Raw genomic sequence first — 21,668 nt, forward strand, 5'->3', positions numbered from 1 at the left:
ATGATTGAACGCGGTAAATACCAATCGCTGACCATGGTCAACTGGAACGGCTTCTTTGCCCGTACGTTTGACATCGATGGTCTGGTCACCACGCTATCAGGTGGTAACGGTGCAGGTAAATCAACCACAATGGCGGCGTTCATCACCGCATTGATTCCTGACCAAACGCTGCTGCACTTCCGTAACACGACAGAAGCAGGCAGCAGCCAATCGTCTCGCGACAAAGGTCTATACGGTAAGCTACAACCGGGGGCGTGTTATGCAGCGCTAGACGTGGTGAACTCACGTAACCAACGCCTATTGTTTGCAGTAAAACTGCAGCAAGTTGCCGGTCGTGATAAGAAAGTAGACATCAAACCGTTTGTTATTCAAGGTCTTCCAAGCCATGTGAAACCAACGGATATCTTGGTTGAAAGCGTATCTGCGACTCAAGCTCGTGTACGTCAAATCAACGAAGTAAAAGAATCGATCGCGGAATTTGAAGGCGTTCAGTTCAAAGCGTTCTCTTCTATCGTGGATTACCACGCACAAATGTTTGAATTCGGTGTGATTCCGAAGAAACTGCGTAACTCTGGTGACCGCTCTAAATTCTACCGCCTGATCGAAGCATCGCTTTACGGTGGTATTTCAAGTGCGATTACGCGCTCGCTACGTGACTACCTTCTGCCACAAAACGGCGGCGTGAAGAAAGCGTTCCAAGATATGGAATCGGCGCTGCGTGAAAACCGCATGACGCTAGAAGCGATCAAAACTACGCAAGCAGACCGTGACTTGTTCAAGCACTTGATTACAGAGTCGACCAACTACGTGGCAGCAGACTATATGCGCCATGCCAACGAGCGTCGTAAAAAACTAGAACAGACATTGTCTTTGCGTTCAGAGTTATTTGGTTCTCGCGAGACCTTGATTGAGCAAAACAACCTGCTTAACCGCGTTCAAGAAGAGCTGGAACTGCTGATCGAATCAGAATCTTCTTTAGAGCAAGACTACCAAGCGGCTTCGGATCACTTGCAACTGGTGCAAAACGCGCTGCGTCAGCAAGAGAAGATCGAGCGCTACCAAGAAGATCTTGAAGAGCTGAGCGAGCGTCTTGAAGAACAAATGATGGTAGTGGAAGAAGCGCAAGAACGCGTGATGATGGCTGAAGAGCAAGCGACCATTGCAGAAGAAGAGGTGGACAGCCTTAAGACGCAACTTGCTGATTACCAGCAAGCTCTTGACGTTCAGCAAACTCGCGCGCTTCAATACCAACAAGCCGTTCAAGCGCTGGAGAAAGCCAAGCAGCTACTTGGCGATGACAACCTAACGGCAGAATCCGCACAAGCGTTAGTGGCGGAGCTGAAAAACAAAGAGTCGGAAAATACCAATACGTTGTTGTCTGTGAAACATAAGCTCGATATGTCATCAGCTGCGGCAGAGCAGTTTGAAACCGCGCTTAAACTGGTACAAAGCATCGTTGGTCAAGTTGAGCGCAAAGACGCGTCTGAACATGCGAAAACCGCAATTGCGAAAGCGCGTGAGTCACAACAAATCGCACAAAACGAACAGCAATGGCGAGCACAACACCGTGATCTCGAACGCAGCCTTAACCAGCAGCGTCAAGCACGTGAACTGGTTGCTGAATACAAAAAACAATATCACGTTGAACTAACCGATGAGGTTACGTTTGAACAAGAACGTGAACGTCATGCGACGCAAATCGAATCACTAGAGATAGCTCAAGAAGAAGTTCGTGATCAGCGTGGTGAACAGCGCCGTCTAGAGCAAAACGCGGTGGTAGAAATCAGTAAGCTTGAAGCAATAGCACCAGCTTGGATTGCGGCGAACGATGCGCTAGAGAAACTGAGAGAGCAGAGCGGTGAAGAGCTTGAGGATCGCCATGCGGTAATGAACCACATGCAGGTTGTTCTTGAGCAAGAAAGGGAGCTGTCCTTAGCTAAAGATAAACTTGCTGAGCGTCGCAGTCAGCTTGACACTGAGATTGAACGTCTTGCTTCTCCTGGTGGTTCAAACGACCCTCGCCTGAAAGGTTTGGCTGATACTTTAGGCGGTGTATTACTGTCTGAGATCTACGATGACATCACGATTGATGATGCGCCTTACTTCAGTGCGATGTACGGTCCGGCTCGTCACGCTATCGTTGTTTCTGACCTGTCAGGTATCGAAGAGAAACTGGTAGAGCTAGACGACTGTCCAGAAGACTTGTACATCATTGAAGGTGACATCGATGCCTTTGATGACAGCTCGTTCGATGCAGAAGAGTTAGAGGGCGCGGTTTGTGTTCGCATGAACGATCGCCAAATGCGTTACTCTCGCTTGCCTGAGATCCCATTGTTTGGTCGTGCGGCACGTGAGCAGCGTTTAGAGTTGCTGCGTAACGAACGAGAAGAAGTGGTAGAGAAGCACGCAAAAGCGGCGTTTGACTCTCAGAAAATGCAGCGTTTGTACCAAGCATTTAACCAATTTGTGTCTAACCACATTCAAGTAGCTTTTGACGCTGATCCAGAACAAGCGCTCGCAACCATTCGTGATAAGCGTAACCAAATCGCTCGCGTGCTGGCGGATCTGGATGCAAAAGAGCAGCAGCAACGCTCTCAGCTTCAAACTAGTAAGCAAGCACTGTCTTCTCTGGACAAGTTATCATCACACATGGTGCTTGTTGAAGATGAATCATTGCAAGCGCGTTTTGATGAGCTAGAAGAGAAAATCGCTCAGCTTGCAGAGGCGAAAAACTTCTTAAACAACCATGCAAAAGCCGTCGCGCAACTAGAAAATATTGCGTCTGCGCTTGATGCTGACCCAGAGCAATTCGATGCACTAGAAGCAGAATACAAAGCAGCAGATGAACAGTTACAAGATCTTAAGAAGCAAATCTTTGCACTCTCGGATCTGGTTGAACGTCGTCACTACTTCGCTTACTCAGACTCGGTTGATCTTCTGAACAAAAGTAGCGAACTGAGTGAGCAGCTAAAAGCGAAGTTGGTTCAAGCTGAACAGACTCGTACTCGTTCTCGTGAAGAGTTGAAGCAAGCACAAGGACAAATGAACCAATACAACCAAGTATTGGCGTCTTTGAAGAGTTCGCATCAAGCGAAGCAAGAAACCGTACAAGAGTTCAAACAAGAGCTGCAAGAGTATGGCGTAAATGCCGATGAAGGCGCGGAAGAGCGTGCAATGCGCCGTCGTGACGAGCTGCAAGAACGCTTACATACTTCACGTAGCCGTAAGAGTGAATACGAGCGCACGATAACGTCGACCGAGCTTGAGATGAAAGGCTTGGCGAAACGTCTGAAGAAAGTGCAGAAAGAATACGCAGAGCTGCGTACGTTCGTGGTTGCTGCGAAAGCTGGCTGGTGTTCAGTACTTCGTCTGGCGCGTGAGAACGATGTTGAACGTCGTCTACACAAACGTGAACTGGCGTATATGTCGGCAGATGAATTGCGTTCCATGTCGGATAAATCATTGGGTGCGCTGCGTCTTGCTGTTGCAAACAATGATGACTTGCGTGATGCACTCCGTTTGTCTGAAGACAACGCTCGCCCAGAGCGTAAAGTTCTGTTCTACATTGCTGTTTACCAACACCTTCGTGAGCGTATTCGTCAGGACATCATCCGTACTGATGACCCAGTCGAAGCAATCGAAGAGATGGAAGTAGAGCTAGCGCGTCTAACGGAAGAGCTAACGCAACGTGAAAACCGCCTAGCGATCAGCTCTGAGTCGGTAGCGAGCATCATCAAGAAAACGATTCAGCGTGAGCAAAACCGTATTCGTATGCTGAACCAAGGCTTGTCGAACATCTCGTTCGGTCAGGTCAAGGGCGTACGTCTAAACGTGAAAATTCGTGAAAGTCACGAAGTGTTACTAAACGGTCTAGCGACACAGCAAGAGCTGCATAAAGATCTGTTTGAATCGACTCGCTTTACCTTCTCTGAAGCAATGGCGAAACTGTTCCAACGCGTGAACCCACACATCGATATGGGTCAACGTTCACCGCAAGTTCTAGGTGAAGAGCTACTGGATTACCGTAACTACCTAGAGCTAAGTGTAGAAGTGAACCGTGGTACAGATGGTTGGCTACAGGCCGAGTCTGGCGCGCTATCAACAGGTGAAGCGATCGGTACTGGTCAGTCAATCCTACTGATGGTAGTGCAAAGCTGGGAAGAAGAGTCTCGTCGTCTGCGCAGCAAAGACATTGTGCCTTGTCGTTTGCTCTTCTTGGATGAAGCAGCGCGTCTGGATGCTAAATCGATCGCGACATTGTTCGAATTGTGTGACCGTCTGGATATGCAACTTCTTATTGCGGCACCAGAAAACATCAGCCCAGAGAAAGGGACTACCTACAAGTTGGTGCGTAAGGTGTTTAAAGACCATGAGCACGTACACGTAGTTGGTCTACGTGGTTTTGGTCAAACGGATAAGCCTAAGACCGAAGCGCAAGAGATGATCGAAGAGTTTGAATCGTAAACTTCGAATCTAGCAAAACGCCCGCATTTATTGCGGGCGTTTTTGTATTTGTTAGCGTATAAAATAAGCCGAGACTGTAGGACGACAGTCTCGGCTTATTAATAGAACTTAGCGGGGAGGCTAAGTTTTATTCCTCTGAAATATCGTCTCTGATATCGATCATTTCAGCAAGCTCTTCAAGTGCTTGGACAGAAAGCTCAGACAAGCGTTGTAAATGCTGGTCTAAGCTCTCTTGTTCTTCAAGCTCTGGTTCATCGTTATCTGTTTCTTTTGTTAGCATTTCTCAACCTCTCAAGTTGAGTAAGGGGAGACCTCATCATACTCAAAAGTTAAAGGAGAAAAGAAACGATCTATGTTGATTCTGTTAGCTCGATCATTGATTCAAGTTATAGGTGAGATAGGTTTGTTTAATAAGATGAGTAGGTAGACGGTTTTGGAAACGGAAACAAAAAACGCCAGCAATCCGAACAATTACTGGCGAATGATATTGTGATTGGCGATTAGAACTGCGGTTTTACCCCAAACTGCTCTGCTGCGTAGGCGACACGTTCAATCGGCTTTGGATACTCGGCAGGTGTGCCGAGGCTCTCTATGTGTTTCAAACGAGGAAGCAAGCCTGCACCATTAGCGATTTGGATTGCTAAGCCAGGACGAGCGTTGAGCTCTAAAACCATAGGCCCTTCCTCTTTATCTAACACCATATCAGTGCCCATGTATCCCAACCCTGTCATCTCCCACGCACTAGACGCAAGCTCAAGCAAGCGCTCCCAGTGCGGGACTTGGAGGGTAGAAAGGTCTTTGCCGGTATCCGGATGGTGGGTGACTGGATGGTCGAATTGCACCGCTCGGATTGCTTTACCTGTGGCGATATCAATGCCCACGCCCACAGCGCCTTGGTGGAGGTTTGCTTTACCGTCCGACGCCGCCGTAGAACAGCGCATCATTGCCATAACAGGGTAGCCTTTAAATACGATGATTCGAACATCAGGCACGCCTTCATAACTGAAGCCATCGAAACAATCATCAAACTTAATCAGGTTCTCAACGACTGCGACGTCGTTTTTACCACCAAGAGAGAAAAGGCCTGCAAGCGCATTACTGATATGACGTTCAACTTCGTCCTTACCAATTGTAGAGCCGGAAGGTTTGGTATAGACCCCATTTTTATGCGAGGTAATAACCAAAATACCCTTACCACCACTACCTTGAGCGGGTTTGATAACAAAACCAGGCCAATCTTGCACCATCTTATGGATGGTCTTTACTTCTGCTTGGTTATGAATAACGCCGATCAGGGCAGGGACTGTCGCCCCTGCTGCCTGCGCAATGATTTTAGTCTTGAGCTTGTCATCAACTAATGGGTATTTAGAACGATCATTGTAACGGCCGATATAACTGTGGTTACGTTTGTTCATTCCCATGATGCCTTTATGGCGAAGCTTAGCTGGCGAAGTAAAACTTTCGAACATCGTTTAGTCCTCCGCTAGTGGTTTGAAACGACGTAACTCAGTTAGACGGTAACCTGTGTAAGTACCTAGCAATAGAATACCGGCCAGAACAATCAACTGTAGACCAATGAAATTAAAGGTTAGGTGCTGAATGTATGAGTTCGTCATCGCTAAGTAAACCAATACTGCGGTGAGCAGTGAGCCCCCACCTTGCAGAGCGACTTCTTTCGCGCCTTCTTCTTCCCATAGGATAGACATACGTTCAATTGTCCAAGACAAGATGATCATCGGGAAGAACGTAATTGTTAAGCCTTCCGTTAAGCCCATCTTAAATGCGACTACTGTGAACACCGAAATGATCATAATAACGGTAATAATGACCGCTGATATCCGTGCTACAAGCAGTAAGTTCAACCTCGATAAGTAACTTCGAATAATCAAGCCTGTGCCAACGATCAGTAAGAAACCGACAATACCCGTTAATAGCTGGGTTTGAACAAACGCAACAGCAATCAGTACTGGCATGAAAGTACCGGATGTTTTTAGACCGATAATCACACGCAAGAACACCACGATAAGGGCACCGATAGGGATTAGCATGATAGTCTTAAACATCGCTTGTTCTTCAAGAGGCAAGCTATGAATTGAAATATTCAGCAGCCCATCAGCTTCTATCTTGTTGTTCGTCGCTTGCTGTGGAGTCATTTCTTGTTTGATCATTGAGAAATGAACTTGGCTATTTTTACCACCAACAAGATCAAGCAGGGATACATTCGACTCATCCCAAACTAATAAGTTTGGTTTCACAGCTTTCTGCTCGGAATTCGGTGAGAACAGCACCCAATCTTTACCTGACCAAACCTGAACCATTGGTTGAATGGTTTGGCGTCGACGGCCATCTTCTAATTCAATCACACCAACTGTTTTGCTTTGGATGTCAGCCGTTAGCAGAATATTGTGCAATGCATCAGTACGGCTGAAGTCATTCAGTAGTAGCGATGAGTTTTGACTGTCTGGGTCATTAAGCGCTTTGATGAGCTCACGAGTAAAGGTCACATTGTCGGCAGAGCGACTCATCGCACGCTCTACAAGGGCATTTGCCGCCGCGGCTTGTGGAGCTGATAGCGTTGGTGGCGTAATGTCTTCAGTTGGTGGTAGAGGCGTAACTTTAGCCTGAGGGTCCACTAAGAACTGCGCTTTGTAGTAAATGGTTTGAGGACCTTTGGCCTGACGAATTGACCACTCGGCACGACGTCCAGAATCAGAATTAATGTAGGAAACGCCATAACCAGAAGAGGAAGCGGATTCACCGATAAGCGTATAACCACTTTGTGTATGAGGTGCTGCGAGTGAAGCTTTGACTTCATTGCCGTTAGCATTGAACTCAATACGTGCCTCTACATCCCATACCTGACGAGTTTCGCCTGGTGTCCAAGGCACGCCGTAGTTTTCATGTCTGAAAACACTCAAAGCAATGCCCGCAATCACCAATAAGATGATTGAAAGGTAAAACGGTATTTTTGACGTCATAATCTACCTTATTATTTTTTATCTTCGTCCGTTTGGATATAGGTACGACTTACATCGACAAGTGCGATGTCGCGCATAAATTCTCTACCCAGTAAAATAGGATGGTTCATATGCGAGCGATCTGCCAACGTAAATTGCGCTTTTTCATGAATTTTTCCAACGCGCACCCAAAGTTCGACTACAGCGCGACGTTCTAGTTCTTCACTGGTAACTTGGCGAATTTTTACGTAACGAATGACTGGCGCTTCGATCCAAGTATTTTTTTCTTCTTCAGATTTACTGGTATCTGCCAGGTGGAATCGAACCCAGTTTTTGCCGTTTCTTTCGAACTCTTCAATATCAACTGCATTTAAAGATGAGGTTGCGGCACCGGTGTCGACACGTGCATCAAAAGTCTGCTTAATGGAGTCGATAGTGACCTTTTCAATTGAGCCAAGGACAATATCATGAGTTGGTGTTGGTTCCACAGGAGCAGGAGATTGGACAATAATCGGCTCTTTTGGCTTTTTCACTTCTGCCATTGCTTCATCACGAAATGTCAGAAGTTCAACCTGTAGTTTATCGACTTGTTCTTCAAGGCTGTCGATATAGTCCGATTGGTTGCTGAGCTGAAGCTCTAAGTTAGTAATGCGATTATTGACATTCGCTTCTGAAGTTTGAATAGCCGCTAACGTTTCTTGGTGGTACTGTTCGCCTTTGGTTAGTGAGCATCCAGATAGTAAGGCGATGGCAACAATCGGGGTCAATCGTAATAACATTGAAAACCTTGGGATTGGATTAAGTTGTTTATTTTTTAGGAGTTTAGCTCATATCGATAAAGCCTCACAAGTAAGAATGTTTCTCTATTACTTATTGTTTGAGGAATAGTGATGAAAAGCTAAAAATCAAGGACATAAAAGCGCATCCTTATTTAGAGCGTGCTTATGTTTTGATGTAACAAATGGACTCGAAAAACAAACACGCTCAGTACGAGGAAAGAGGGTAATGTCTTAACTCGTAAAATGAGTTAAGACAATGTCAGGAATCTCAGCGAATTATGGTTTGCGAGCGACAAGAACCGCGCGGCGAGGGGCAGGGTAACCTTCTACAGTCTTGCTTGGGTCGTTCGGATCTAGATAGTCTGGTAGAGAGTTATGCGTCATCCAATCTGTGGTACGTTGTTCATCAACCGAAGTGACGTTTTCATCAACGATGCGCACATCTTCAAATCCTACCAACTCTAACCATACTTTCAGTGCTTTTGCTGAAGGGAAGAAATAGACATTGCGCATTTGTGCGTAACGAGAAGTTGGAACCAACACTGAATTCTCATCACCTTCAATCACTAGTGTTTCTAGTACGAGTTCACCACCAGACACTAATTGATCTTTTAGCTGCACCAAGTGATCCAATGGAGAGCGACGGTGGTAAAGCACGCCCATGCTGAATACCGTGTCGAACGCTTCTAACTTAGGTAGTTGTTCAATACCCAACGGCAGTAGGTGCGCACGTTGGTCATCGCCCATTAGTTTACGAATTGCTTCGAACTGAATTAGGAACAGATGAGATGGATCGATACCGACGGTTAAGCGTGCACCTTCACCCAGCATACGCCACATGTGGTAGCCGTTACCACAACCAACATCGAGTACGCTGCGGTTCTTTAATGGAGAAATATGAGGAAGCACGCGGTCCCATTTCCAATCACTGCGCCACTCAGTATCAATATGAATGCCGTGTACGTGGTATGGCCCTTTGCGCCACGGATGGAATGTACGAAGTAAGTTCTCTAATTTCTTCAGCTCACCTTCATGGAAAGGAGTGTCGTTGCTGATAGTCACTGAATTCTTGATGTCAATTTGATCCGGTGAGCCTTCTGGAATCTTGTTCAGTGCTTTCAACCAGCGACCAAAGTCACCGTGCTCTGCATTTTGCCAATCCGTTAGCTGTTGTGGTAGCACATTGAGCCAAGGTTGAAGACGTGTGTCTTGGGCAATCAATTGGTAGAAGTTTGCAAAGTTAAACATAGTTAGTTAATCGCTGAGTTGGTGGTATTAAAATTATTAAATAACAGCCTAAAGTGGCGTGATTCAGGGCCTTTGTATGCACGGTTTATTTAATTGCGAACATAGAGCCAAAGTTAAAGCATTGGAACCAAACATCGTAGCTAGAAAAGCCAATTTTAGCGAAACGCTCTTTATGCTCTTTCTTTGAATCTGGGCGCATTACGTTTTCTATCGCGCTGCGCTTTTGGCTGATTTCTAGTTCGCTATAACCATTTGCACGTTTAAAGTCGTGGTGAAGGTCAATTAATAGCTCGTTTGACACTTCATCTTCGAAGACGAATTTCTCCGACAAAATCAAAATTCCGCCTGGACGTAGACCCGCGTAGATTCGTTCAAGCAGGGCGTAACGATCGTCTGGAGAAAGAAATTGCAGAGTAAAGTTCAGTACGACAACTGATGCGTTTTCAATATCGATATTACGAATATCCGCTTCAACCACATCTACAGGAGTATCGCTTCGGTACGCGTTTACATGTAATTTGCAACGCTCAACCATTGCAGGTGAATTGTCGACCGCAATGATCTTACAGCCTTCTTGTTTGATATGACGACGCATAGACAGCGTAGCTGCACCCAAAGAGCAACCTAGGTCGTAGATGTTTGAGTGAGGTTTTACAAAACGCTCTGCCAGCATACCAATTGCAGAAATAATGTTGCTGTAACCCGGCACCGATCGTTGAATCATGTCAGGAAATACTTCCGCTACGCGTTCATCGAACGTGAAATCCCCAATTTTATCGATTGGAGCCGAAAAAATAGTATCTGGATTGCTCTTAGGGTTCATAACCAAGTCTCTGCATACAAGCCGCCTGAAAACGTCAGGCACCAAAAAAGGCGCGTATTTTATGGGAATTTCACGCCTCTGTCATGTGTTGCGTTAGAACATCTGCAACTGCGAGTTGCCATCGTTAGCCGGGAAAGATGCCAAGTCAGGAAGTGTTATACGCTTCTGTATGTCTTTATACAGATTGGCTGCCAACTCCGGCGCAATTATATTGTCCGCAGTATGGATCATGACATACGGCTGTTTACCTTCTGCAACCCATTGCGGCAACTTGCTGAGCCATGGTGTAAAAAACTCGTAATTTTGCTGTTCTTCTGGATGACCAATAAAGCGAATCAAAGGGTGTGAAGCGGTAGCAATGGCGTGGACTGGTACTCTTGGTTTTTTCATTTGCGCATCAATGATCGCTTCATTGTTTGGCTTAGCGGCAAAGACAGGGCGGCTATCCATAATAATGCGGTCAATGTTATTTTCTACTAACCATTGGTTAAGCGCTCGCTCTTCTTCACCTTTGGAGAAAAATGCCATATGACGAACCTCAACACCAAGAGGGAAGTTAGGTGGAAAGCTCGCACAGAACTTTTTCAATCGATCAAGGTGCTCAGGACCAAAAGCGGCTGGCAATTGAATTGTCCATTGCCCCACACGGTCATGCAACGGCTCCATGACTTTCATGAAGTCTCTCAGTTGTTCGCTGCAACCTCTTAGCATTTGCTCATGAGTGATGGCTTTAGGAAGTTTGAAAGTAAAGCGAAAATCATCGTGGGTTGCTGCTCTCCAGTTCTGCACCGTGTTGAGCGTCGGCGTGGCATAAAATGTCGTGTTGCCTTCCACGGTATGGAACACCTGTGCATACTTTTCTAAACGTTCAGCGGGCTTTGTCCCGCTGCCGTAAAAGCTTTGCTGCCATTGATTATGCGACCACATTGTCAATCCAAGTCGAAGAGGTAAGTTATCCATTATTCTTTACTGCTTGCTACTCGTGTGAATACTTTACGAGAGTTTTGCTGAAATAGGTAATTTCACGCTATAATCCCCACCAATTTTTTCGCTTTGGTGCGCTTTTGAACATTTGTTGTACTAAAAAGCACCAGTGAATGATAAAACACACTTAATTGTATGTTGAGTAGTCGATTTTCGTGGACATTCAGCGTATAACTGAATCTTTACTCTGCTTGGCAATGAGGCTGACAGAGCGTAGTTAACAACATTTGAGAGATTGGGAATTTCATTATGCGTACCCATTACTGTGGTCACCTGAACAAGTCCCTTGCAGGACAAACTGTAGAACTTTGCGGCTGGGTTAACCGTCGTCGTGATTTAGGCGGTCTTATTTTTATTGATATGCGAGATCGCGAAGGTATCGTTCAGGTAGTTGTTGATCCAGATATGGCGGATGCGTATGAAGTGGCTAACACACTTCGTAATGAATTCTGTATCAAACTAACGGGTGAAGTACGCGTTCGTCCAGAAAGCCAAGCAAACAAAGACATGGCAACAGGTGAAGTTGAGATCCTTGCGACAGGTCTTGAAATCATCAACCGCAGTGACGTTTTGCCTCTAGACTTCAACCAAAAGAACTCTGAAGAGCAACGTCTGAAGTACCGTTACTTAGACCTTCGTCGTCCAGAAATGAGTGACCGCATCAAGCTACGTGCTAAAGCATCTAGCTTTGTTCGTCGTTTCCTAGATGACAACGGCTTCCTAGACATTGAAACTCCAGTACTAACGAAAGCGACACCAGAAGGTGCGCGTGACTACCTAGTACCTAGCCGTGTTCACAAAGGCAGCTTCTACGCGCTTCCTCAGTCTCCACAGCTATTCAAACAGCTTCTAATGATGTCTGGTTTTGACCGTTACTACCAAATAGTTAAGTGTTTCCGTGATGAAGACTTACGCGCTGACCGTCAACCAGAATTCACTCAAATCGATATCGAAACGTCATTCATGACGGCTGAGCAAGTACGTGAAGTGACAGAAAACATGGTTCGCGATATGTGGCAAGAGCTACTAAACGTAGACCTAGGTCAGTTCCCAGTAATGCCATTCAGCGAAGCGATTCGCCGTTTCGGTTCTGACAAGCCAGACCTACGTAACCCACTAGAGCTAGTAGACGTTGCTGACCTAGTGAAAGACGTTGAGTTCAAAGTATTCTCTGGCCCAGCAAACGACGAGAAAGGTCGCGTTGCCGTTATTCGCGTTCCAGGTGGTGCATCTTTGACTCGTAAGCAAATTGATGGCTACGGTGAATTCGTTGGTATCTACGGTGCGAAAGGTCTAGCTTGGATGAAGGTTAACGATCGTGCAGCAGGCATGGAAGGTATCCAATCTCCAGTAGCTAAGTTCCTAAACGAAGATGTGATCAACGCTATCCTAGATCGCACTCAAGCGGAATCTGGTGACATCATCCTATTTGGCGCTGATAAAGCGGGCATCGTTGCAGAAGCAATGGGTGCGCTACGTTTGAAACTAGGTAAAGACCTAGAGCTAACTGACGAATCTGCATGGGCTCCACTATGGGTTGTTGACTTCCCAATGTTCGAAGAAGATGACGAAGGCAACCTACACGCGATGCACCACCCATTCACGTCACCTCTAGGTGTGACTGCGGAAGAGCTAAAAGCGAACCCAGCTGCGGCAAACTCTAACGCTTATGATATGGTTCTAAATGGCTACGAAGTTGGCGGCGGTTCTGTTCGTATCCACAACGCAGATATGCAAGAAGCCGTATTTGATATTCTAGGCATCACACCTGAAGAGCAACAGCTTAAGTTTGGCTTCCTGCTTGATGCACTGAAATTCGGTACGCCTCCACACGCAGGTCTTGCATTCGGTCTTGACCGTCTAGTGATGCTGCTATGTGGTACCGAGAACATCCGTGATGTTATTGCATTCCCGAAAACAACAGCAGCGGCGTGTCTACTAACAGACGCACCAAGCATTGCTAACCCAGCTGCGCTAGAAGAGCTAGCAATCGCAGTGACTGCAGCGAAAGAAAAAGACGCAGAATAAGCGCACAACATTTGAAGAAAACTCCCGCAACTGCGGGAGTTTTTGTTTAAATAAACCTAAGAAACTTCCAAAGCAATTTCCCAAGCAACGCTTTTTAGCTCATGTTTGCTATTAAGCGTCAAAATACATTAAAAGGTGAATTATGGCAGGTCATAGTAAATGGGCGAATATTCGTCACCGTAAAGCAGCGCAAGATGCGAAGCGCGGCAAAATCTTTACCAAATTAATCCGTGAAATCGTTGTTGCTGCAAAAGAGGGAGGCGGTGAGCCAGAAAATAACCCACGTTTGCGAGCTGCAATTGATAAAGCGTTGTCTAACAACATGACGCGTGACACTGTCAACCGCGCTGTCAGCCGAGGTGCTGGTGGTGAAGGCGACGACAATATGGAAACCGTAATCTATGAAGGTTATGGTCCGGGTGGTACTGCGGTTATGGTCGAATGTATGACGGATAACCGAAATCGCACAGTATCAGGTGTACGCCATGCGTTCTCGAAGTCAGGAGGCAATCTGGGTACGGATGGTAGTGTAAACTATCTTTTCGACAAGAAAGGCGTGATCTCATACGCCCCAGGTTTAGATGAAGATGCGGTGATGGAAGTGGCGTTAGAAAGTGGCGCTGATGACATCGAAACATCAGAAGATGGCTCGATTGATGTTTACACCGTACCAAGCGATTTTGGACTCGTAAAAGATGCCCTTGATGCCGCAGGTTTTGAGGCGGAGAACGCCGAAGTGTCGCTTATCCCTTCAACGAAAGCAGAACTGGATGTGGACACTGCGCCAAAACTGCTTCGTTTGATTGACGCTTTAGAAGATTTGGACGATGTTCAGGAGGTTTATCACAACGGTGACATCTCTGACGACGTTGCGGCCTCTCTAGAGTAAACTCAATGTGCAGTGAGCGGTATTCGCTCCGAAGTTAGAAAGTAAGCTAAAAGTAATAATAAGAAATTGAGGCCGTATTCGGCCTCATTTTTAGGAATATTCATGTCAATTATTTTGGGCATTGACCCAGGTTCACGCATTACCGGTTATGGGGTCATTCGTCAAAATGGACGTCATTTGCAATACCTTGGTAGTGGCTGTATTCGTACTTCAGAAAAAGAACTTCCGGGCCGTCTTAAGCAGATTTACGCTGGCGTCACGGAAATCATTACCCAGTTTCAACCGGACGTATTTGCGATTGAACAAGTGTTTATGGCTAAAAATGCGGATTCAGCATTAAAGCTTGGCCAGGCTCGTGGCAGCGCAATTGTTGCTGCGGTGAATGCAGAGTTGCCGGTATACGAATACGCCGCGCGTCTTATTAAGCAAGCTGTAGTCGGTACTGGTGGTGCGGACAAAGCGCAAGTTCAACATATGGTTCAGCAAATGCTTAAACTGCCCGCCAAGCCTCAAGCGGATGCAGCCGATGCTTTAGGTGTGGCGATTTGTCATGCCAATACGAACAAAACCCTCGTTGCCTTAGCGGGCAAAGCAACCAGTGCCAGAAAAGGGCGCTACCGATAAAATTAACTGGATGTCTATCCAGTTCTTTATTATCCTGTCGCAAATTCATTTCCAAAGAGTATTTATAGTGATTGGACGTCTTCGTGGCACACTGATTGAAAAACAACCACCTGAAGTATTAATTGAAGTTAATGGCATCGGTTATGAAGTCCAGATGCCAATGAGCTGTTTTTACGAGCTGCCAAATGTTGGCGAAGAAGCCATTATTTATACTCACTTTGTCGTCCGTGAAGATGCACAATTGCTATACGGTTTCAACACAGTAAAAGAACGCGCACTTTTCCGTGAAGTGATCAAAGCCAATGGCGTTGGTCCTAAACTCGGTCTTGGTATTCTCTCTGGTATGACAGCAACGCAATTTGTTACTTGTGTGGAACATGAAGACGTTTCTACGCTGGTTAAGCTTCCAGGCGTTGGCAAGAAAACCGCAGAGCGATTGGTTGTTGAAATGAAAGACCGCTTGAAAGGGTGGGGCGCTGGCGATCTATTTACACCATTTACGGATGCTGCTCCTGCGGATTCTGGTGCGACATCCAACAACGCGGAAGAAGAGGCAATTAGCGCGCTTCTAGCTTTGGGTTACAAGCCGACTCAAGCGTCGAAAGTGGTGTCTCAGATCGCTAAACCGGACATGAGCAGTGAGCAAATGATCCGTGAAGCTCTAAAATCAATGGTGTAACGCTGGTTTCACAGTGAGCATTTGTTCAAGATAACTCATTCTCTAAGGTTAATGCCAATCGCTTAACGATATTTTTTGTGTCATTCCAGCGAGCCTAGCGAGACTGGGAATCTAATAGCAGCACGCTGAGCGGTTAATGAAACAATTTGACCATAAACCGCTCGGATAGAAGATCCTGTATCACGCTCCTTCGTCGCTGTACAGGATGACGAGATATAGAAAAAATATGCCACTTGCTGTTAAACGAGCGGCATTATTCTCTCAGGTAACCATTTTTCAAGGTAAAAAGATGATTGAAGCCGATCGTTTAATCGCGCCAGAAAACCCTGCCTTTCGTGATGAAGATGTCATTGACCGTGCTATTCGGCCAAAAAAATTAGCGGATTACCAAGGTCAGGATCATGTCCGTGACCAAATGGAGATCTTCATTAAAGCTGCTCAGTTACGTAGTGAAGCTCTTGATCACCTTTTGATTTTTGGTCCTCCAGGTTTGGGTAAAACCACACTTGCGAATATCGTTGCCAATGAAATGGAAGTGAACATTCGCACCACTTCGGGCCCTGTACTTGAGAAAGCAGGGGATTTGGCCGCGCTGTTAACTAACCTAGAAGAAAACGATGTGTTGTTCATCGATGAGATTCACCGCTTGAGCCCGATGGTTGAAGAGGTTCTGTATCCGGCGATGGAAGATTATCAACTGGATATTATGATCGGTGAAGGTCCGGCCGCTCGTTCTATTAAGATCGATTTACCACCATTTACGTTAATTGGTGCGACGACCCGAGCGGGCTCTTTAACGTCACCATTGCGCGACCGCTTTGGTATTACTCAGCGCCTTGAGTTTTATAAGATAAAAGACCTCCAAGATATTGTGCAGCGCAGCGCGGATTGTTTAGGTTTGTCAATGGAACCTGAAGGTGCATTGGAAGTGGCAAGACGTGCACGTGGCACACCACGTATTGCTAACCGCCTACTACGTCGTGTTCGCGATTATGCGGAAGTGAAAGGAAATGGTCACATTTGTGCAGAGGTTGCCGACAAAGCGCTGAATATGCTTGATGTGGACGCCGAAGGTTTCGATTATATGGACCGCAAACTACTACTCGCAATTATGGAGAAATTTGGTGGTGGTCCGGTCGGACTCGATAACATGGCGGCAGCGATAGGTGAAGAAAAGGATACTATCGAAGACGTTCTTGAGCCTTATCTTATTCAACAAGGTTATTTACAACGCACTCCACGTGGAAGAATCGCGACAGATCGTGCGTATTTGCATTTCGGAATTGAAAAATAAGATTCCCGCGCTGGGCCTTTGCTGCCCAGCGCTTCATTAAAGTTGACCAAACTCACATTTTTTGAATTTCTTCTCATACCAGTTTAGTAAGTAAAAAGCATTGATTGTTAACTCTATGTTTGCTCGCAACTGGTTAATTTCTCTCCTGATTACTCTCTCTTAACATCCGTATCTAATACTGGTTGATCTGGATCAATGTGATGGATTTTTGTGCAAATTCCGCGCATAAACATTGATGTATATCAAAGCGCATTCCGGCTATAAACCTTTTGAAACAATCTGTTTTTACAAGTAATATTAGCCCTAGCTATATTAGCTGATGCTTAACAATTAACTAACCAATGAAGCACATTTTTGCAACAATGAGTTGTGATAATTCAACATTTTTCAAGTGTAAATAACACTTGAGTATGGATTGCAATATGTAGAGAGTGTCATTCAGCCGACACATAGGAGTTACCATGATTGACGTAGTTGATCTATCGCGGTTGCAGTTTGCACTGACAGCGATGTATCACTTCCTATTCGTACCATTGACCCTTGGTATGGCCTTCCTTCTGGCCATTATGGAATCGATGTACGTAATGACGAACAAGCAAATCTACAAGGACATGACCAAGTTCTGGGGTAAGCTATTCGGTATTAACTTTGCACTTGGTGTGGCGACAGGCCTTACCATGGAATTCCAGTTTGGTACGAACTGGTCTTACTACTCCCACTATGTAGGTGACATCTTCGGTGCGCCGCTAGCGATCGAAGCCCTTGTCGCATTCTTCCTGGAGTCAACTTTTGTTGGTCTATTCTTCTTCGGGTGGGATCGTCTATCTAAACGTCAACACTTAGCGGTTACTTGGCTTGTGGCGCTGGGCTCTAACTTCTCTGCACTTTGGATTCTTATCGCAAACGGCTGGATGCAAAACCCAGTAGGCGCGGACTTCAACTTCGAAACCATGCGAATGGAAATGGTAAGCTTCTCTGAAGTTGTACTAAACCCAGTTGCTCAGGTTAAGTTCGTGCATACGGTTGCTTCTGGTTACACTTGTGGCGCAATGTTTATTCTAGGCATCAGTTCATACTACCTATTAAAAGGTCGTGACATTGCGTTTGCTCGTCGTTCATTTGCTATCGCTGCTTCTTTCGGTATTGCGGCTATCTTATCTACCATCGTTCTTGGCGATGAATCTGGCTACGAGCTTGGTGAAGTTCAAAAAGTGAAGCTTGCTGCAATTGAAGCAGAGTGGCACACAGAACCAGCTCCAGCAGCGTTTACGTTGTTTGGTGTTCCTAACCAAGAAACCATGCACACAGATTACGCAATCAAGATCCCTTACGTAATGGGTATCATCGCGACACGTTCTTTTGATGAGCAAGTAACAGGTCTTCGTGACCTACGTGATGAGCACGTCGATCGTATTCGTGACGGTATGTACGCTTATGAACTTCTTGAGAAGCTTCGTGCGGGCGACAAGTCAGAAGAAAACATGACTGCGTTTGATGAAGTGAAGGGTGACCTAGGTTACGGTCTACTTCTAAAACGCTACACAGACAATGTTGTTGATGCGACAGAAGAGCAAATCCAAGCTGCTGCGGATGACTCAATCCCAACAGTATGGCCGCTATTCTGGTCATTCCGTATCATGGTTGCTTGTGGTTTCATCATGCTATTCGTTTTCGGTGCGGCATTTATTCAAACGTGTCGTCAGAAGATCGAACAGAAACAATGGATTCTTAAAGCTGCACTATTCAGCATCCCACTACCGTGGATTGCGATTGAAGCGGGTTGGTTCGTCGCTGAGTACGGTCGTCAGCCATGGGCTGTTGGTGAAATTTTACCAGTGCACGTTGCAGCTTCTGCATTAACTGCTGGCGAAATCTGGACTTCACTATTCGCAATTCTGGCGCTATACACGGTATTCCTGGTTGCAGAAGTTTACCTAATGTTGAAATTCGCTCGTAAAGGCCCAAGTAGCCTGAAAACGGGTCGCTACCACTTCGAGCAAAATGCTGACTCTGTTGAAGACAAAGTTAGTCGCCAAGTAGAAGCGTAAGGTAAGGAGATAACAAGATGTTTGATTACGAAATCTTGCGACTCATCTGGTGGGTACTAATCGGTGTTCTACTAGTTGGTTTTGCAGTAACAGACGGTTTCGATATGGGTGTAGGCGCGCTTGTACCTATTATCGGTAAAAACGACACGCAACGTCGCGTCATGATTAACTCAATAGCCCCTCACTGGGATGGTAACCAAGTTTGGCTTATCACTGCTGGTGGTGCATTGTTTGCAGCTTGGCCTTTGGTTTATGCAACGTCATTTTCAGGCTTCTACTTAGCGATGATTTTGACACTAGCAGCGCTATGGCTTCGTCCTCTGGGCCTAGACTACCGCTCTAAAATCGAAGATCCAAAGTGGCGTAATACATGGGATATCTGTATCTCAATCAGTGGTTTCGTTCCACCAATCATCTTTGGTGTAGCGTTTGGCAACCTACTACAGGGTGTACCATTCCAATTGAGTGAGTTCTTGATGCCAACATACCATGGCTCATTCTTTGGTCTTCTAAACCCATTTGCACTGCTGTGTGGCTTAGTTAGTTTGTTCATGATTTTGATGCAAGGTTCGACTTGGCTACAAATGAAAACAACGGGCGAAGTGCATGTGCGTGCTCGCAACGTTGCTCAGTTGGCTGGTTTACTGACGGTTGCAGCGTTTGTAGCTGCTGGTTTCTGGATCCAAAATATTGATGGTTACGTCATTGTTGGCGGTATCGACACTAATGCAGCTTCTAACCCTCTAAACAAAGAGGTAATCCGTGAAGCTGGTGCGTGGATGAAGAATTTTGAAAACTACCCACTACTATGGGCTGCTCCTGTACTAGGTGTCGCAATGCCGCTTCTTGCCGTATTGGCATCTCGTCTTGAAAAATGTGCGATTTCGTTCATTACTTCAAGTCTGGGTGTTGCTGGCGTTATCTTTACTGCAGGTTTTGCGATGTTCCCATTCATCATGCCTTCAGACTTAATGCCAAGCCACAGCTTAACAATGTGGGATGCAACGTCATCTGAACTGACTCTGAACCTAATGACAGGCGTTGCGTTTGTTATGGTGCCAATCATCCTTGGTTACACGTCTTGGACTTACTACAAGATGTTTGGTCGCCTTGATGATCAGTACATTGAAGACAACAAAAACTCACTTTACTAAGGAGCATTTACTATGTGGTATTTCGCATGGATTCTAGGTGTACTACTTGCTTGTGCATTCGGTATCATCAACGCTCTTTGGTTAGAGCACTCAGAAATGATGGACAAAGACAGTGAGTAATCTCGCTGATAAGGTAGCGCAACTTCACGCTCCGATGGATAAGACTCTGTTAAGAGTCTTATCTCTCATCCTTGGCTTTATGCACGTAGGATTGGTGATGTGGGATCCTGAAGCTTATCATCAAGCGATTGGTGGTTTTAACTCAATCATCGCACCGGCACTGATTTGGTCTGTATGCTCAAGCATGGTTTACGGTGTGGGCTTCAAACCGAGAAACTGGTACTGGCAAGTTTTGTTTAGTCCCTATTTTTCGTTAGCTATCTTAATTTATTTAACGGCACTTTATTTCTCTTAGGCTGAAATACGCTGTAATAAAGTCGGTTACTAAATCATCGAATAAAAGCTAGGTATTTCGCCTAGCTTTTATTTTTTCTACAAATTTCAAAAATATTCCCTTAGCTCGGTACCAATTGCTGTCGCTTCAGTTATAGTAATTACTTTAAAGAATTGAATATATTGGGACTCCCTTGCAAGGCACATCAAATCTCTTTCGCTGGCCGATCACCGTGTACTATGAAGACACCGATGCGGGCGGCGTTGTATATCATTCTAATTATCTAAAATTCTTTGAGCGCGCGCGGACAGAAATGTTACGTGCCAAAGGCATTTCTCAACATGTGTTACTGGAACAAAATATCGGCTTTGTTGTCCGACACATGGATATTGATTTCAACCAAGGGGCAAGGCTGGACGAGCATTTGACAGTATTAACCCGAGTGTCAGAAATAAAACGTGCTTCCCTGCAATTCTGTCAAGAGTTGGTCAATGATCAAGGCAAGATATTGTGCAAGGCCTCTGTTAAGGTAGCATGTATCGATAATAAGAAAATGAAACCAATAGCTATTCCAACCTTTATAAATTCGGAGCTAACAAATAGTGACTGCTGATATTTCCATTTTAGATCTCTTTCTTCAGGCTAGTCTGTTGGTAAAGCTTGTGATGCTGACGTTGCTTGGTATGTCAATTGTGTCATGGGCAATGATCATCAAGCGCAGCAAAGTGCTTTCTCAAGCCTCAAAGAATGCAGAGCAGTTTGAAGACAAATTCTGGTCGGGTACTGATCTTTCTCAGCTTTACCAAAAAGTAAAAGCGCGTAAAGACGAAATTGAAGGCACAGAAGAAATTTTTTACGCAGGTTTCACGGAGTTTGCTCGTCTACGTAAGAGCAACGCAAACTCACCAGCGTACATCATGGAAGGCACTGGCCGCGCAATGCGCGTTGCTGTCTCTCGTGAAGTTGATGAGCTTGAAACAAGCTTACCATTCTTAGCGACAGTCGGTTCTATCAGTCCTTACATCGGCCTATTTGGTACCGTTTGGGGCATCATGCACGCTTTTATTGCGTTGGGAGAAGTAAAACAAGCTACGTTGTCTATGGTTGCACCGGGTATCGCCGAGGCATTGATCGCGACAGCGATGGGTCTATTTGCGGCTATTCCGGCTGTAATGGCCTACAACCGCCTAAGCAATAAAGTGAGCAAACTAGAGCACACTTACGCAACATTCTCTGAAGAATTCCACAGCATCCTTCATCGTCAAGCGATGGCTGGCCGAGACAGCGCGGATAAGGAATAAAG

Annotated in this window: 19 protein-coding genes; 12 read left to right on the forward strand and 7 right to left on the reverse strand. The window is 45.7% G+C overall.

All coding sequences use genetic code 11. The features are described 5' to 3' along the window. Positions 1 to 4,464 (forward strand): chromosome partition protein MukB, encoded by a 4,464-nt coding sequence (mukB, locus tag P4S59_RS05540; protein ID WP_337168637.1) that lies wholly within the window; start codon positions 1 to 3, stop codon positions 4,462 to 4,464. Between the two features lie 127 nt (positions 4,465 to 4,591). Here mukB and P4S59_RS05545 read toward each other — a convergent pair whose 3' ends face one another. The 7 genes from P4S59_RS05545 to P4S59_RS05575 form a co-directional block, all read right to left on the reverse strand. Further along, positions 4,592 to 4,744, reverse strand: coding sequence for a hypothetical protein (locus P4S59_RS05545; RefSeq protein WP_005390736.1), 153 nt, complete (start codon positions 4,742 to 4,744; stop codon positions 4,592 to 4,594). Between the two features lie 220 nt (positions 4,745 to 4,964). Continuing rightward, on the reverse strand, positions 4,965 to 5,933 hold the full coding sequence (locus P4S59_RS05550) for an alpha-L-glutamate ligase-like protein (protein WP_337168065.1): 969 nt from the start codon (positions 5,931 to 5,933) through the stop codon (positions 4,965 to 4,967). 3 nt (positions 5,934 to 5,936) lie between these two features. Continuing rightward, positions 5,937 to 7,442: an inactive transglutaminase family protein gene (locus tag P4S59_RS05555; protein ID WP_337168066.1), complete on the reverse strand. Its 1,506-nt coding sequence runs from the start codon at positions 7,440 to 7,442 to the stop codon at positions 5,937 to 5,939. Positions 7,443 to 7,453: 11 nt separating this feature from the next. Continuing rightward, positions 7,454 to 8,200: an ATP-dependent zinc protease family protein gene (locus P4S59_RS05560; protein ID WP_012841986.1), complete on the reverse strand. Its 747-nt coding sequence runs from the start codon at positions 8,198 to 8,200 to the stop codon at positions 7,454 to 7,456. A gap of 276 nt (positions 8,201 to 8,476) precedes the next feature. Then, positions 8,477 to 9,448 (reverse strand): tRNA 5-methoxyuridine(34)/uridine 5-oxyacetic acid(34) synthase CmoB, encoded by a 972-nt coding sequence (cmoB, locus tag P4S59_RS05565; protein ID WP_012841985.1) that lies wholly within the window; start codon positions 9,446 to 9,448, stop codon positions 8,477 to 8,479. 85 nt (positions 9,449 to 9,533) lie between these two features. After that, the gene (gene cmoA, locus P4S59_RS05570; protein ID WP_048626189.1) at positions 9,534 to 10,271 is read right to left on the reverse strand and encodes a carboxy-S-adenosyl-L-methionine synthase CmoA; all 738 of its coding nucleotides are present in this window, start codon (positions 10,269 to 10,271) and stop codon (positions 9,534 to 9,536) included. A 93-nt stretch (positions 10,272 to 10,364) separates the two neighbouring features. Then, the gene (locus P4S59_RS05575; protein ID WP_337168067.1) at positions 10,365 to 11,198 is read right to left on the reverse strand and encodes a DUF72 domain-containing protein; all 834 of its coding nucleotides are present in this window, start codon (positions 11,196 to 11,198) and stop codon (positions 10,365 to 10,367) included. Positions 11,199 to 11,504: 306 nt separating this feature from the next. Here P4S59_RS05575 and aspS point away from each other — a divergent pair, with 306 nt between their 5' ends. From aspS to tolQ, 11 genes are all read left to right on the forward strand, one after another. Further along, positions 11,505 to 13,283 (forward strand): aspartate--tRNA ligase, encoded by a 1,779-nt coding sequence (aspS, locus tag P4S59_RS05580; RefSeq protein WP_074191083.1) that lies wholly within the window; start codon positions 11,505 to 11,507, stop codon positions 13,281 to 13,283. 142 nt (positions 13,284 to 13,425) lie between these two features. Next, positions 13,426 to 14,172, forward strand: a complete 747-nt coding sequence (locus P4S59_RS05585; RefSeq protein WP_047008558.1) for a YebC/PmpR family DNA-binding transcriptional regulator — start codon at positions 13,426 to 13,428, stop codon at positions 14,170 to 14,172. Positions 14,173 to 14,274: 102 nt separating this feature from the next. Next, positions 14,275 to 14,796 carry a crossover junction endodeoxyribonuclease RuvC gene (ruvC, locus tag P4S59_RS05590; protein ID WP_012841980.1) on the forward strand — a complete coding sequence of 174 codons (522 nt, stop codon included), beginning with the start codon at positions 14,275 to 14,277 and terminating at the stop codon, positions 14,794 to 14,796. A 67-nt stretch (positions 14,797 to 14,863) separates the two neighbouring features. Continuing rightward, on the forward strand, positions 14,864 to 15,475 hold the full coding sequence (gene ruvA / locus P4S59_RS05595; protein WP_012841979.1) for a Holliday junction branch migration protein RuvA: 612 nt from the start codon (positions 14,864 to 14,866) through the stop codon (positions 15,473 to 15,475). A gap of 289 nt (positions 15,476 to 15,764) precedes the next feature. Further along, positions 15,765 to 16,769 (forward strand): Holliday junction branch migration DNA helicase RuvB, encoded by a 1,005-nt coding sequence (ruvB, locus tag P4S59_RS05600; RefSeq protein ID WP_031780162.1) that lies wholly within the window; start codon positions 15,765 to 15,767, stop codon positions 16,767 to 16,769. A 461-nt stretch (positions 16,770 to 17,230) separates the two neighbouring features. Then, complete coding sequence (gene cydA / locus P4S59_RS05605) at positions 17,231 to 18,817, forward strand: cytochrome ubiquinol oxidase subunit I (RefSeq protein WP_012841977.1); 1,587 nt, start codon at positions 17,231 to 17,233, stop codon at positions 18,815 to 18,817. A 17-nt stretch (positions 18,818 to 18,834) separates the two neighbouring features. Further along, complete coding sequence (cydB, locus tag P4S59_RS05610) at positions 18,835 to 19,971, forward strand: cytochrome d ubiquinol oxidase subunit II (protein WP_006742909.1); 1,137 nt, start codon at positions 18,835 to 18,837, stop codon at positions 19,969 to 19,971. Positions 19,972 to 19,983: 12 nt separating this feature from the next. Beyond that, positions 19,984 to 20,091 (forward strand): cytochrome bd-I oxidase subunit CydX, encoded by a 108-nt coding sequence (gene cydX, locus P4S59_RS05615; RefSeq protein ID WP_000270284.1) that lies wholly within the window; start codon positions 19,984 to 19,986, stop codon positions 20,089 to 20,091. Then, positions 20,084 to 20,386, forward strand: coding sequence for a cyd operon protein YbgE (gene ybgE, locus P4S59_RS05620; protein ID WP_337168068.1), 303 nt, complete (start codon positions 20,084 to 20,086; stop codon positions 20,384 to 20,386). The genes cydX and ybgE overlap by 8 nt, the downstream gene beginning before the upstream one ends. A gap of 172 nt (positions 20,387 to 20,558) precedes the next feature. Further along, positions 20,559 to 20,978, forward strand: coding sequence for a tol-pal system-associated acyl-CoA thioesterase (gene ybgC, locus P4S59_RS05625; protein ID WP_012841975.1), 420 nt, complete (start codon positions 20,559 to 20,561; stop codon positions 20,976 to 20,978). After that, positions 20,968 to 21,666 (forward strand): protein TolQ, encoded by a 699-nt coding sequence (gene tolQ, locus P4S59_RS05630; RefSeq protein ID WP_005378301.1) that lies wholly within the window; start codon positions 20,968 to 20,970, stop codon positions 21,664 to 21,666. The genes ybgC and tolQ overlap by 11 nt, the downstream gene beginning before the upstream one ends. The last annotated feature ends 2 nt before the right edge of the window (positions 21,667 to 21,668 follow it).

It is taken from the genome of Vibrio sp. M60_M70, assembly GCF_037162085.1.
Classification (GTDB): domain Bacteria; phylum Pseudomonadota; class Gammaproteobacteria; order Enterobacterales; family Vibrionaceae; genus Vibrio; species Vibrio diabolicus.

Excerpts from the sequence above, each read along its gene's own strand:
- P4S59_RS05575 (WP_337168067.1), bottom strand. The coding sequence starts at position 11,198 with ATGTGGTCGCATAATCAATGGCAGCAAAGCTTTTACGGCAGCGGGACA.
- cydX (WP_000270284.1), top strand. The coding sequence starts at position 19,984 with ATGTGGTATTTCGCATGGATTCTAGGTGTACTACTTGCTTGTGCATTC.
- P4S59_RS05550 (WP_337168065.1), bottom strand. The coding sequence starts at position 5,933 with ATGTTCGAAAGTTTTACTTCGCCAGCTAAGCTTCGCCATAAAGGCATC.
- aspS (WP_074191083.1), top strand. The coding sequence starts at position 11,505 with ATGCGTACCCATTACTGTGGTCACCTGAACAAGTCCCTTGCAGGACAA.
- ruvC (WP_012841980.1), top strand. The coding sequence starts at position 14,275 with ATGTCAATTATTTTGGGCATTGACCCAGGTTCACGCATTACCGGTTAT.
- cydB (WP_006742909.1), top strand. The coding sequence starts at position 18,835 with ATGTTTGATTACGAAATCTTGCGACTCATCTGGTGGGTACTAATCGGT.
- cmoA (WP_048626189.1), bottom strand. The coding sequence starts at position 10,271 with ATGAACCCTAAGAGCAATCCAGATACTATTTTTTCGGCTCCAATCGAT.
- mukB (WP_337168637.1), top strand. The coding sequence starts at position 1 with ATGATTGAACGCGGTAAATACCAATCGCTGACCATGGTCAACTGGAAC.
- P4S59_RS05545 (WP_005390736.1), bottom strand. The coding sequence starts at position 4,744 with ATGCTAACAAAAGAAACAGATAACGATGAACCAGAGCTTGAAGAACAA.
- P4S59_RS05585 (WP_047008558.1), top strand. The coding sequence starts at position 13,426 with ATGGCAGGTCATAGTAAATGGGCGAATATTCGTCACCGTAAAGCAGCG.
- cydA (WP_012841977.1), top strand. The coding sequence starts at position 17,231 with ATGATTGACGTAGTTGATCTATCGCGGTTGCAGTTTGCACTGACAGCG.
- cmoB (WP_012841985.1), bottom strand. The coding sequence starts at position 9,448 with ATGTTTAACTTTGCAAACTTCTACCAATTGATTGCCCAAGACACACGT.
- P4S59_RS05555 (WP_337168066.1), bottom strand. The coding sequence starts at position 7,442 with ATGACGTCAAAAATACCGTTTTACCTTTCAATCATCTTATTGGTGATT.
- P4S59_RS05560 (WP_012841986.1), bottom strand. The coding sequence starts at position 8,200 with ATGTTATTACGATTGACCCCGATTGTTGCCATCGCCTTACTATCTGGA.
- ruvB (WP_031780162.1), top strand. The coding sequence starts at position 15,765 with ATGATTGAAGCCGATCGTTTAATCGCGCCAGAAAACCCTGCCTTTCGT.